Raw genomic sequence first — 13,030 nt, 5'->3', positions numbered from 1 at the left:
GCTTATTGTCCTGCAATCTGGCGAAGTGCCGTAATGACGCGTTGTGTGTCATCGTCGGTCATGTCGGGAAATAGCGGCAGTGAACATATGCGTGCGCTATTCCATTCGGTATTAGGCAAAGAAAGATCGGTGAAACGTTCGCGATAATATTTCTGCGTGTGGGCCGCGCGAAAATGCAGGCCTGTGCCAATATTTCTGGCCTTTAGTGCTTCCATCAGAGCATCTCTGCTCAGCCCGCAGCGGGCTTCATCCACGCGAATGATGAACAAATGCCAGGCGTGCACATGTGACCACTGAGGCAGGGTGAGCGGTTGAAACGGCGTATCGGCCAGCGCCTGTTGATACTGCTGCGCAATTTGCGCACGGCGTGCGTTCAGACGAGCCAGCTTGTTCAACTGTACCAGGGCGATGGCAGCGTTGATGTCAGTCAGGTTGTACTTATATCCCGGCGCGAGAACTTCAGCTTGCGGCGCGCGGCCATAGGTTTGACGGTCATACGCATCTACACCCAGGCCGTGAAATTTCAGGCTGCGAAGCCGTTGAGCGAGCTGGCTGTCGTCAGTAACAATCAGTCCACCCTCAGCACAGGTCACATTCTTGATAGCGTGAAAGGAAAATATTGCGGTACCACGAGCACCGACATGACGACCCTTGTATAACGTTCCGACGGCGTGTGCTGCGTCTTCAATAACAGGGATTCCATAGCGTTCACCGATGGCGTAAATGGCATCAAGATCGGCTGGGGCCCCGGCATAATGCACGGGAATAATAGCTTTGGTTCGTGGTGTGATAGCGGCTTCAATTTGTTCGGGGGTGACCATCAGCGTATCGCGGTCAACATCGATCATAACCGGTGTGGCGCCCAGCAGGACAATCATGTTGAGTGTAGATACCCACGTCATCGACGGGGTGATCACTTCATCGCCTTCACCCACACCCAGCGCCATTAGCGTAATGTGCATACCTGCCGTCGCGGAACAGATGGCAACGGCGTTTTGGTTTCCTGTGAGCTGGCAGAAAGCGTCTTCCAACTGCTGATTTTTAGGACCCGTGGTTATCCACCCTGAATCCAGAACCGCCTTAACTGCGGCAAGTTCTTCATCACCCATTGCCGGACGGGAGAAAGGCAAAAAGTCAGACATCATTATTCCTTCAAGCCATTTAACGCCACCGCAGTTTTATTTTTAGTGATAAACAGGGGCATCGTTAATTATTTCATCAGGCCACAAAGGTTAAAGACTGAAGGTTAATTTATCCTTAAGAGTTTAAGGTTTGGTGTATAAAGATAAAAACAGGGAGGGGTGATTTATTTATTTGAATATAAAGTGTTTTTAGTCGTTATGGCGGCGTTGCTCTCTGTTGATGAATGCTGAGAACAATACCGCTATTGTGAACATCGTTTATATTACGTTTAAACTCGTGGGATTTACAGTAACCCTTTCAAGGTCAACGTTTTACGCGTGGCGATATTTAAGTCGTAGGTGCCAAGATCTTCCGCTTTAACCCAGGCGAAGTCCTGGAACTCTTCGTTAATGTTCACTTCACGATTAGCCGCCACACAATCGAAGATGAGATAAATCATATAAATCTCTTCCTGACTGCCATCGGCATAGGTTTTGGTCCGAATATCATCGCTGAAGGTCCACGGAGTAATTTCTGATAATACCAGTTGTTCACCCAACTCTTCCCTCACTTCACGACGCAAAGCCTCTTCGATGCGCTCACCTGGCTCAACGCCGCCGCCAGACAGCGCCCACTGACCAGGGAAAACACCGCGATCGTCGGCCATTTTGCACAGTAAAAAACAGCCTTCATTTTGAATGAGTGGGCAAACAATCGTTCTTTGACGCATAAGTCTGTTCCTTGTAGGGGAGGGGCGGAGGAGTCCATTGTTAACACATCTTACCTTTTGCAGGCGACAGAAAAAACGCTTCATTGCCGTTTAAGCCAGCTTTGCCGGGGAAGATGACGTTGTCTGTTGAAAACGGCAATCAGGTGCCTTTTATCGTCTATTTCGGGTAAGAACTTAACCTTACTGAAACATTGCGGGTAGTATTTAGTTACAATATGTCATTGCATCGCTTTTTTAGCTCATTGATTCCTCGCCATCTGGCAGTACAATCCAGCGGTTTTGGGGCTATGTTTTGATTCTTGCTGGAAAGGATAGAAAATGAAAAAAAGTTTATTACTGGGTTTTGCCGGAATGCTGTTTGTTTCTGCGTCGGCGAATGCGATTAGCATTAGCGGTCAGGCAGGCGAAGATTACACCAACCTCGGTTTCGGTATGGGTACTGAGTCCACTGGACTGGCTGTTAGCGGCAACTGGATGCATAACGATGACGACGGTGATGTTGCAGGGCTTGGCCTTGGTCTGAATATCCCTCTGGGTCCGTTGCTGGCAACAGTCGGTGGGAAAGGTATCTATACCAACCCGAAAGACGGTGATGAAGGCTACGCGGCAGCTGTCGGTGGTGGTTTACAGTGGCCGATTGGCGACAGTTTCCGTCTGTTTGGTGAATACTACTACTCCCCGGATTCACTCTCCAGCGGGATCGACAGCTACGAAGAAGCAAATGCCGGTGCGCGCCTGACGATTATGCGTCCGCTGAGTATTGAAGCAGGTTACCGTTACCTGAATCTGGCGGGTAAAGATGGCAACCGCGATAACGCGATTGCTGACGGCCCATACATCGGGGTAAACGCCAGTTTCTAATCGACCAGGCGCGGCGTTCAGTCGCGCCTTCCCCCCTCCATGCGTTATAGTGTTTTCATCATAAAAGCAGGAGAACACGATGTTAAACGTGGAGATGCTATCCACCGGGGATGAAGTGTTGCACGGACAAATCGTCGACACTAATGCCGCCTGGCTGGCCGATTTTTTCTTTAATCAGGGATTACCATTAACACGCCGCAATACAGTTGGCGACAATCTGAACGATTTGGTCGCTATTCTGCGTGAGCGTAGCGAACATGCTGATGTGCTGATCGTCAATGGCGGCTTAGGGCCGACCAGCGATGATTTGAGCGCACTGGCGGCGGCAACCGCAAAAGGTGAAGGGCTGGTGCTGCATGAAGCGTGGCTGGCCGAAATGGCGCGTTTTTTCCGTGAGCGGGGACGCGTCATGGCGCCGAGCAATCGCAAACAGGCTGAGCTTCCGGCCAGTGCGGAGTTTATTAATAATCCGGTCGGAACTGCCTGCGGGTTCGCCGTAAAGCTTAATCGCTGCCTGATGTTCTTTACGCCGGGTGTGCCGTCAGAATTTAAAGTCATGGTTGAACATGAGATCCTGCCGCGCCTGCGTGAGCGTTTTTCTCTCTCTCAACCCCCGCTATGCCTGCGCTTAACGACCTTTGGTCGTTCTGAAAGCGATCTGGCGCAGAGCCTGGATCCTTTGGTTTTACCGCCCGGGGTGACAATGGGCTATCGCTCGTCGATGCCGGTTATCGAGCTGAAGTTAACCGGACCCGATTCCCAACGTGAAGCGATGCTGGCGCTATGGCCAGAGGTGAAACGCGTTGCTGGCCAGAATATGATTTTTGAAGGTACCGAAGGGTTACCTGCGCAAATTGCCCGTAAGCTCCAGGAGCGCCAGTACAGTCTGACGCTGAGCGAGCAATTTACCGGAGGCTTAATTGCCCTGCAGCTCTCTCGCGCCAGTGCCCCGTTGTTAGCGAGCGAGGTAGTGCCATCTCAGGAAGAAACGCTGGCGCAAACGGCGCACTGGATAACCGAGCGACGCGGCAATCATTATGCCGAACTGGCGCTGGCGGTATCGGGTTTCGAAAACGAACATATTAACTTCGCACTGGCAACACCTGACGGCACGCATGCCTTGCGGGTGCGACTCAATGCAAATCGCTATAGTTTGGCTGTTCGTCAGGAGGTTTGCGCAATGATGGCGCTTAATATGCTGCGGCGTTGGCTAAATGGTCAGGATATCGCCGGGGAACACGGCTGGATCGATGTGGTGGAATTCCTGACGGTTTGATTAGTGGCAGGGAAGGTTACAAACCTTCCCTGTTTGACTCACGCTGTGACATCGTCTGGCAATAACCCGGTAATTAACTGAACCAAATCACGATCAATCCCTTGTTCCAGCATCATGCGAGCGATCCGTATTGCTTCTTCTTGCGTACCTTTTTGTACTCCTTGTTCCAATCCTTTTTGTACTCCTTGTTCCAATCCTTGTTGTAACCCTTGTTGCAGCCCATCGTGGTGGCCTTCTTGTCTGAGTCTCTCTGCGATTGTCATCAGCCTCTCCTTGTTATGAGGGGAACGTTCGGCAACTTTATGGATAAATTCGTTGACGTGAGAAACGTCGCCGTACTGTAGCAGATAATTAAATAGCGTCTGTAGCTGGCTGTCATTAGCGGTGCTTGTAACTAATAACGAGACCAGTCGGTCCACTAATCCCATCAAATCGCGATCGCGGATATGTTTTTGCATCAATTCAAGCAACGCAACACGCCGATGTTGCGCGATTTCATCGTCAGGAATCACGGTAATGTCGACCAGCGGAAAAGCTTCTGAATAAAGTTGTCGCGCCAGTTGTGGGTTGTCAAATTCATCCAGCCAGTTGAGTGACCAGGGATAGGGACTTTGTTGACCGTGATAAAACAACATGGGGATCACCAGCGGCAGCGTTTTATTCCCGGCATCAAGATGATGCTGCATCGCAGCGGTGGCATAGCGCATCAGGCGGAATGCCATGTGCTGCACAGCTGTACTCTGATGTTCGATGACACAATAGATATAGCCATCACCTTCGTGGGTCTTTAGCGACCACAATATGTCGGAGTAGTACGCGCGGAGATCCTGTTCGATAAAACTGGTGGACTCCAGCTTCAGCGTTTGCAAATTGCAAATCTCACGTAATGTGACGGGGAGGTGAATCTCCAGAAAATCCCGGGCCATCTCAGGATAAGAAATGATCTTTTTAAAAACCGCATCATGCGGTGTGGATGTGGTGGGTTTAGCCATGGTAGTCCGTCACCAGAAAGAGAAGATGGCGTGACGGTATCCACTTTTCGCAAGTGCTGCATATGAGAAATTGATTCTTTGCGTGGGTGAATCAGAGATAAATACGCCCGACTGCAACGTATTCAAATAAGCGGAACTGGATGCACAAAAATGCCCGGTAGCAAACATCACCGGGCAACTGAGTTACCCCAACGCTTTGGCAAGCAGGGTGATAGGATGTTCGCAACGCTTACTTGTCGACATCTCAATCTGCCATTTACACGTTTCGCAGTCGGTCACGACGATATCCGCGCCGCTTTCTTCAATCTGGCGGAATAGCGGTGCGCCAATTGACTGTGACGTCGGATAGTTTTCCTTTTTGAATCCGTAAGTTCCGGCGATCCCGCAGCACTGTGAATCCAGCACGGTTAGTTCAAGTCCCGGAATTTGTCGCAGCAGTTCCAGCGTATAGAGTGTCCAGCCCATTTTCTCCATATGACATGGTGTGTGATAGACCACTTTTAGCGGCAACGTTTTCAGCGGCAACGTTTTCCCTTCGTCCAGCTTGCGCCACAGCCAGCGTGTAGCCAGTTCAATATGTTCGCGTAGCCCTGAGTTGTCGACATCCAGCACTTCAGGGTATTCATCGCGTAGCGCAAAGGTACAGGTTGAAGAGGTGGCAATAACCGGGATGCCTTTTCCGTCAATCGCTTCTCGCAGTGAAGCCACATTACTTACCGCCTGCTTACGTGCTTTATCGGTGAAACCGTTGGCGATCAGTGGTACGCCACAGCATTTCTCTTTACTCAGCAGTTGTACGCCAGTACCCATCGCGTTCAGCACTTTTATCAGATCTTTACCGAGTTGCGGATGGTTGTAGTTCACAAAGCAACCGTGGAAAAATGCAACTTGATCCTGATACTGCGCCTGCTGTGCGGCTATGCTGCGATACCAGCGGCGGAAGGTACCGAAGGAGTACTTCGGCAGCGTACGGCGATGATCGATTTTTAGTGCATAATCAAGAAGCTGGCGCACCGGTTTCAGTGAAGTCGCGGTGTTCACGATGGGTGCGAACGGCGTAGAAACACTGCCCATCAAATCGGTATGGCTTAAGACAAAGTTACGTATCGACGGACGTGTCGTGTCGTATTTGGCACGCGCGCGCTGGATGATATCGCCAATTTTGACATCCGAAGGGCAGGCCACTTCACAGCGTTTGCAGTTGATGCAATATTTCAGCGCATCGTCATATAACGCACCATCTTTCAAACGCAGACGTTCACCGTCAGGGCCGGCTTGTTTAGGGCCAGGGTAACCTGGGTTGACACGGCTTACCGGGCAGGCAGTGGTGCACACTGTGCATTTGATACAACTTTCAAAACGTGTGTCGCTCATTGCTGGCCTCCTGCACGTTTCGCAATATGATGTGCGGCGTGTAAAGCGCTCACTGCGCACACTCCGCCTCCGCAACCCTGGGCGATAGGGTCAAAACCGCCAAGTACCGATCCGATGGCAAACATATTCTCTACTGTTTTTCCTGCAAGCGATGGACGCAGTTCAGCATCGGTGGTTACGCCAAACTGTTGCCACGGTTGCGGATCAAAGACGTCACGCTGATACCACTGCGCACGTGTGGCGGTTTGGTGCACATCCAGACCGAGAATCGGCTCATGAACGGCTTCGCGCGTGGCGACCAGTCCGCTGCTAAAGAAACTACCGCTGGCGAGTACGGCGAAGCGTGGGCGCAATGGAATATCGGCATGGTTGCGGGTCCAGATTTCGCTGACAATGCCATCCTGACAGGTGATTTTTTTCACTTCATCACCGGGCATCCACACTCCACCCTGGCGTACAAACTGGCGCTGCAATTTGTTATGCAGGCGCATGCCCAGCACTGACGGCGGTAAAGTTGGTAATAACATCAGTGAGCAGGGCAGGCGGTCATTGAGCCACTTCCATAGCCGATCGTCAGCCAGGCCGAAACAGGCTGGCATAATTATCATGTCGCAGGTTTTCGCGATTGGTAGCAGGGCGTCATAGAGCAGCGACCATTTATCTTCGTTATCTAACAGACGTGCAATGTTGACGGCGCGAAATTCGGTTGGGTTATCACGCAGGACATCCAGTTCTGGCAAATCGATTTCAGCCGTTTCGACGCTGAGGTTACGCTGGCGCAGTGAGGCCGCGGCAAGGTGCGCCTGGAAATCCAGTAAGCCGCTAATTCCCACCACACAGACACGTTGTGCTGATAACGGCCAGACCGGCACTTCCGCTGAACTAAGCCAGGTTGAACGCAGGGTTCCCAACGGTGTTACACGTTGATGAGCCTGATGAACCTTACCGTGCAAATGCGTTCCGCACTCTTCCAGCAAATTCTGCGCCTGCTGCGCCAGCGCCAGTACGGTCTGCGTACCGATGGTGCTATACGGATGACCAGGTGCCTGAGTGCGCAGCGCATTCAGCCCCGCTTCAATGTCGGTTACCGGTTGACCATCGGGCAGGTTGCTGAGCAAATCCAGTGAGCCGGAGGAAAAGTGCAGCGCGCTTTGGCCGCGGGTAACAATCGTACAGCGCAACCCGCTTTTTTGCAGTTGTAGGCCACACATCAGCCCGGCGAGACCGCCGCCGATAATGACGGTATCAAATTTCATCCTGGTGCTCCTTTTCCAGACCGCACAATCCCTGATAGACCCAACGCGTGAATTCGCTTTCGCGCAGTGCATCTCCCCACGCGATAGGCTGCACGCCTTTCCAGCGTTCGTTGAGGAATTCAGAAAGCTGGGTGATAGATTGTGCGGCGGTGGTGACATTAAAACGTTGTAGCAAACCTGCAGCGCGGCAGGCACACAATTCGCCCTGACAAGTCCCCATCCCGACGCGGGTGCGACGACGTAAATCGAGCAAACTGTTGACGGTTAAATTTTCAACGGCATATTGCACTTCACCTGCGGTGACGGCTTCACATTCACAGACCAGGCTGCGGTGCTGACGGCCTTCGCTAAGCCACGCCGGGGTGCGGTCGCCATGGCGGTAGACCGCCGAGCCGCGCAGTGGCGCTGGCAAAGAGATAACGCGTTTAAGCGTGTGTTCGGTCGACTCCTGTGAGCCTGGCAGAGCTGTCTCTGCGGTTGTACAAGGGCGAGAATTGCCCAGTTTGCGGCATACTGCGTCGGTGGCCCATTCCGCCATCAGGCGGTAGGTCATCAGTTTGCCACCGGTAATGGTGATAAATCCGTCCAGTCCGTCGCGCGTTGCGTGATCGAATAACACAATACCGCGGCTGACGTTACGACCGGTCGGATCGTCGTCGCTGGCCACCAGCGGACGCACACCGGAGTAAGCACGCAGGATGCGAGTTTTCGCCATAATTGGCGCCAGCTTCTCACCTTCACGCAGCAGAATATCCACCTCTTCTGCGGTGACGCGGTTGCTGTCGATATCGTCGTAATCAATGTGTTGTGAGGTTGTACCGATCAGCGAAATGGTATCGCCAGGCACCAGAATATCGGCATCAGATGGCTTACGGCAGCGGTTGATAACATACTGATTTATGCGATGATCCATGATCAACAGAGAACCTTTCGCCGGGAACATACGGATGCTCAGATCGGCATATTCCGCAATGCGCTGGCCCCAGATCCCGGCGGCATTCACGACCACCGGCGCATGCAGAGATTGCATCTCGCCCGTCAGATGGTTGCGTACGTTCACCCCGCACACCGTCGCACCTTCACGAATCAGCCCCGTCACTTCATGGGCCGTTAAGATAATCGCACCGTGCTCTCGTGCATCCAGCATGTTGGCGGCGGTTAAGCGGAAAGGATCAACGGTACCGTCTGGTACTTTCACTGCGCCAATCAGTTGTGGGTTTACCGAAGGTTCGATAATACGCGCCTGTTGTGGATCAATCGCTTCTGCGCGGATGCCCGCGTCTTCACAGGCACGAATAAAGGTTGCCTGGAAAGAGAGTTCATCTTCCGGCAGCGTAATAAACAGACCGTCCGTCGGCTCAACACAATGGCGGGCGATACGTTTCAGAATTTGGTTTTCGCTAATGCATTCGCGGGCAGATTCAGCGTCAGTAACGGCGTAACGTGCTCCGCTGTGCAGCAGACCGTGGTTACGGCCCGTCGCGCCTGTCGCGATATCGTGGCGTTCTACTAAGATGACGCGCAATCCGCGCAGGGCACAGTCGCGTGCGATCCCTGCACCTGTTGCTCCTCCACCAATGATAATCACGTCACTTGTTTGCGAGTCGCGAGTTTTCATTGTTTTTCCTCACAGTTCGTTTTTTATCATTTAGCCACATAAAAAACATGGATTGTTTGATTTCGCGCATAATCGCTCATAATTCGAAAATGAAACGTGATTCCGTGCGCTTTTATGAACATTTGTCATAAATGTGTAACAATCTGTGCTGTAATTCACATTATTGCCCGGAATGTTTCCTTAACATCGCGGCCACACTGGGAGCGGTAGGGTTGCTACGGCAATCTGCAGTGTTTCCTTCGAATGAAAGACGGCCACGGAGGCTACTATATATGTTGAGCATTTTTAAACCTGCGCCACACAAAGCGCGTTTAGCTGCAGCGGAGATCGATCCGACTTATCGTCGATTGCGCTGGCAGATTTTCCTGGGAATATTTTTCGGTTATGCCGCGTACTATCTGGTACGTAAGAACTTTGCTCTGGCCATGCCGTATCTGGTTGAGCAGGGTTTCTCGCGTGGCGATCTGGGTTTTGCGTTGTCCGGTATCTCCATTGCATACGGATTTTCGAAATTCATCATGGGGTCCGTCTCAGATCGCTCGAATCCGCGCGTTTTCCTGCCCGCGGGTCTGATTCTGGCTGCTGCGGTGATGCTGTTCATGGGCTTCGTGCCGTGGGCGACATCCAGCATTGCAGTCATGTTTGTGCTGCTGTTCCTCTGCGGTTGGTTCCAGGGGATGGGGTGGCCGCCGTGTGGTCGTACTATGGTGCACTGGTGGTCGCAGAAAGAGCGTGGCGGTATCGTTTCTGTCTGGAACTGTGCGCATAACGTAGGTGGCGGTCTGCCTCCGCTGCTGTTCCTGCTGGGTATGGCCTGGTTTAACGACTGGAAAGCGGCGCTGTACATGCCTGCCTTTGGTGCGATAGTCGTTGCGCTGTTTGCTTTTGCGATGATGCGTGATACGCCGCAGTCCTGTGGCCTGCCTCCTATCGAAGAGTACAAGAACGACTATCCGGATGATTACAACGAAAAAGCGGAAGAAGAGCTGACTGCGAAGCAGATCTTCATGCAATACGTACTGCCGAATAAACTGTTGTGGTACATCGCTATCGCCAACGTGTTTGTTTATCTGCTGCGCTACGGCATCCTCGACTGGTCACCGACCTATCTGAAAGAAGTGAAGCATTTTGCACTGGATAAATCATCCTGGGCCTACTTCCTGTATGAATATGCGGGGATTCCTGGCACGCTGCTGTGTGGCTGGATGTCGGATAAAGTCTTCCGTGGTAACCGTGGTGCCACCGGCGTGTTCTTTATGACGCTGGTTACCATCGCGACCATCGTTTACTGGATGAACCCGGCAGGCAACCCGAACGTAGATATGGCTTGTATGATTATCATCGGCTTCCTGATCTACGGCCCGGTCATGTTGATCGGTCTGCATGCGCTGGAACTGGCACCGAAAAAAGCGGCGGGGACGGCGGCAGGCTTCACTGGACTGTTCGGTTACCTGGGCGGTTCTGTCGCGGCGAGCGCCATTGTCGGCTACACCGTTGACTTCTTCGGTTGGGACGGCGGCTTTATGGTGATGATTGGCGGTAGCGTGCTGGCGGTGATTCTGCTGGTAGTCGTCATGATTGGTGAAAAACGCCATCATGAAGAGATGCTGCTCAAGCGTAACGGGGGCTAATAGATGAAAACCACATTGAAAAGTCTTAGCGTGGCGCTGATGCTGGCAGGTATGGTTGTGAGCAGTGCGGCGGTAGCCGCAGATAAAATTGTCATTGCGCACCGTGGCGCCAGCGGATATTTACCGGAGCATACGTTACCTGCGAAAGCGATGGCTTATGCTCAGGGCGCGGATTTTCTGGAGCAGGATTTGGTGATGACTAAAGACGACCATCTGGTCGTCCTGCATGACCACTATCTTGATCGCGTCACCGATGTTGCTGATCGCTTCCCGGATCGTGCGCGTAAAGATGGGCGTTACTATGCCATCGACTTTACGCTGGATGAGATCAAATCGCTGAAATTTACCGAAGGTTTCGATATCGAAAATGGCAAAAAGGTACAGACATATCCAGGGCGTTTCCCGATGGGTAAATCTGATTTCCGTGTGCACACTTTCGAAGAAGAAATTGAATTTGTTCAGGGATTAAATCATTCAACCGGCAAAAATATCGGTATTTACCCGGAAATGAAAGCGCCGTGGTTCCATCATCAGGAAGGGAAGGACATTGCGGCTAAAACGCTGGAAGTACTGAAAAAGTACGGGTACACCGGTAAACAAGACAATGTCTATCTGCAGTGCTTTGATGTTGCGGAGTTAAAACGCATTAAGAATGAACTGGAACCGAAGATGGGGATGGATCTCAATCTGGTGCAGTTGATTGCGTACACTGACTGGAATGAAACTCAGGAGAAAAAACCAGACGGCAGTTGGGTGAATTACAACTACGACTGGATGTTCAAACCGGGTGCCATGAAGCAGGTTGCGCAGTATGCGGACGGCATTGGGCCGGACTACCATATGCTGGTTGATGAGAAGTCCAGTAAGGGCAACATCTCATTGACGGGTATGGTACAGGACGCGCACCAGAACAAGATGGTGGTGCATCCTTATACTGTTCGTGCCGATCAGTTGCCGGATTATGCAACGGATGTAAACCAGCTGTATGACGTGTTGTACAACAAGGCGGGCGTTGACGGGCTGTTCACCGACTTCCCCGACAAAGCGGTGAAATTCCTGCATAAAGAGTAAGGGCAGAAGGCCTGCGATGAACGTATTCCCGCAGGCCTTATTTGTGAAGCGTGAGCAGATTGCTAGATGAGGCCGTCAGCAGTCAACGATTCCATATATGCCTGCAGTAGAAATAAAGGGCTGCCGTCTACCGGCGGCTCTTTTGCCAATAACGATATTTGTCGATAAAACGTTGGCTCCAGCGCCACTGAGCGAATTTCCCCGCCAACCGCCTTCAGCGTGAGTTCCGGTAATAATGCAATCCCCAGCCCCTGGCGAATAAAGCTCATTGCGGTATCCGGGTGGTTAAATTCGTATTTAATAATTGGCTCAATCCCTTTTTCTTTAAACAACGTCATGATGCTTAATTCATAGCGGCCTTTACTGATAATCAGCGGTTCTCCCATCAGTTCTTCCAGCGAAATAGTGGTGTTGGCTGCCAGTGGGTGGCTTTCGGGAACCACTACGGTAAATTTATCGCGGTAAACCGGTACGCAGTACATGCCATTGACCGGGAAATGCACAAATCCCGCATCGATATCCCCGCTGCGCAGGGAATCAACGATCGCCGGGCTGTTCTCTTCGAAGGGGATAATTTTGATGTGCGGATGCTGCTGTTCAAAGTGGCGGATAATGCCAGGTAAAATGCAGGCGCAGGCGCTGGGAAAACAGCCGATACGCAGGGTTCGGGCTGGATTTTGTCGTTCCTGCTCGGCAATTTCTTTCACCGCGTTGGTTTCTGACACGATGGCTCGCAGGCGTGGCACGATCCGGTGTCCCGCCGGGGTGAGCCTGATGTCTTTGCGACGTTCGCGGATTAAAATATCAACGCCCAGCTCTTCTTCTAATGCTGAAATTGCCTGACTTACGGCGGACTGGGTCATATACAGCCGCTTGCTGGCTTCGGTAAAACCGCCGTACTCGAGCACGGCAAGCAAAGCGTGGATCTGTGTTAGTGTCATTAGTTCCTTCTAATTAATAATATTAAAACGATTAATTTCTCTAATATAATGAGCCTATTTATACTGGCGTTCTGGTGTTTAACTCACATTTTGACGCACTTGTCCGTCGTTCAGTTGTGCTGAGCGTTGCCTGCGTGCGCCGTCTGAACAGGTTGGCG

Annotated in this window: 11 protein-coding genes; 4 read left to right on the top strand and 7 right to left on the bottom strand. The window is 51.8% G+C overall.

What is annotated here, in order from left to right:
- Window positions 1-2 precede the first annotated feature (2 nt).
- Both arnB and nudI read right to left on the bottom strand, forming a co-directional pair.
- Window positions 3-1,142, bottom strand: a complete 1,140-nt coding sequence (gene arnB, locus OGY19_RS06885; protein WP_048211090.1) for a UDP-4-amino-4-deoxy-L-arabinose aminotransferase — start codon at window positions 1,140-1,142, stop codon at window positions 3-5.
- A 284-nt stretch (window positions 1,143-1,426) separates the two neighbouring features.
- On the bottom strand, window positions 1,427-1,852 hold the full coding sequence (nudI, locus tag OGY19_RS06880; protein ID WP_048211091.1) for a nucleoside triphosphatase NudI: 426 nt from the start codon (window positions 1,850-1,852) through the stop codon (window positions 1,427-1,429).
- Window positions 1,853-2,170: 318 nt separating this feature from the next.
- On the opposite strand from nudI, the gene OGY19_RS06875 reads away from it, so the two are divergent.
- A complete protein-coding gene (locus OGY19_RS06875; protein WP_048211092.1) occupies window positions 2,171-2,713 on the top strand; it encodes a YfaZ family protein in 543 nt (180 codons plus the stop codon).
- A 79-nt stretch (window positions 2,714-2,792) separates the two neighbouring features.
- On the top strand, window positions 2,793-3,989 hold the full coding sequence (locus OGY19_RS06870) for a nicotinamide mononucleotide deamidase-related protein YfaY (protein ID WP_115601738.1): 1,197 nt from the start codon (window positions 2,793-2,795) through the stop codon (window positions 3,987-3,989).
- A 38-nt stretch (window positions 3,990-4,027) separates the two neighbouring features.
- Here the strand turns inward: OGY19_RS06870 and OGY19_RS06865 are convergent, their stop codons facing one another.
- The 4 genes from OGY19_RS06865 to glpA form a co-directional block, all read right to left on the bottom strand.
- On the bottom strand, window positions 4,028-4,981 hold the full coding sequence (locus tag OGY19_RS06865; RefSeq protein ID WP_115601739.1) for an Rpn family recombination-promoting nuclease/putative transposase: 954 nt from the start codon (window positions 4,979-4,981) through the stop codon (window positions 4,028-4,030).
- A 183-nt stretch (window positions 4,982-5,164) separates the two neighbouring features.
- On the bottom strand, window positions 5,165-6,355 hold the full coding sequence (gene glpC / locus OGY19_RS06860; RefSeq protein ID WP_048211095.1) for an anaerobic glycerol-3-phosphate dehydrogenase subunit GlpC: 1,191 nt from the start codon (window positions 6,353-6,355) through the stop codon (window positions 5,165-5,167).
- Window positions 6,352-7,611, bottom strand: a complete 1,260-nt coding sequence (gene glpB, locus OGY19_RS06855) for a glycerol-3-phosphate dehydrogenase subunit GlpB (RefSeq protein WP_115601740.1) — start codon at window positions 7,609-7,611, stop codon at window positions 6,352-6,354. The genes glpC and glpB overlap by 4 nt, the downstream gene beginning before the upstream one ends.
- A complete protein-coding gene (glpA, locus tag OGY19_RS06850; RefSeq protein ID WP_115601741.1) occupies window positions 7,601-9,229 on the bottom strand; it encodes an anaerobic glycerol-3-phosphate dehydrogenase subunit A in 1,629 nt (542 codons plus the stop codon). The genes glpB and glpA overlap by 11 nt, the downstream gene beginning before the upstream one ends.
- Before the next feature lie 272 nt (window positions 9,230-9,501).
- Here glpA and glpT point away from each other — a divergent pair, with 272 nt between their 5' ends.
- Window positions 9,502-10,860: a glycerol-3-phosphate transporter gene (gene glpT / locus OGY19_RS06845; protein WP_048211098.1), complete on the top strand. Its 1,359-nt coding sequence runs from the start codon at window positions 9,502-9,504 to the stop codon at window positions 10,858-10,860.
- A gap of 3 nt (window positions 10,861-10,863) precedes the next feature.
- Complete coding sequence (glpQ, locus tag OGY19_RS06840) at window positions 10,864-11,931, top strand: glycerophosphodiester phosphodiesterase (RefSeq protein ID WP_061068203.1); 1,068 nt, start codon at window positions 10,864-10,866, stop codon at window positions 11,929-11,931.
- A 62-nt stretch (window positions 11,932-11,993) separates the two neighbouring features.
- Here the strand turns inward: glpQ and OGY19_RS06835 are convergent, their stop codons facing one another.
- A complete protein-coding gene (locus tag OGY19_RS06835) occupies window positions 11,994-12,872 on the bottom strand; it encodes a LysR family transcriptional regulator (protein ID WP_048211100.1) in 879 nt (292 codons plus the stop codon).
- Window positions 12,873-13,030: the final 158 nt, after the last annotated feature.

This window comes from Citrobacter sp. Cy070, from assembly GCF_030332245.1.
GTDB classification, from domain to species: Bacteria; Pseudomonadota; Gammaproteobacteria; order Enterobacterales; family Enterobacteriaceae; genus Citrobacter; species Citrobacter youngae.
The sequence above is the reverse complement of the archived record's forward strand: the minus strand, read 5'-3'. Positions and strand labels throughout refer to the sequence as shown.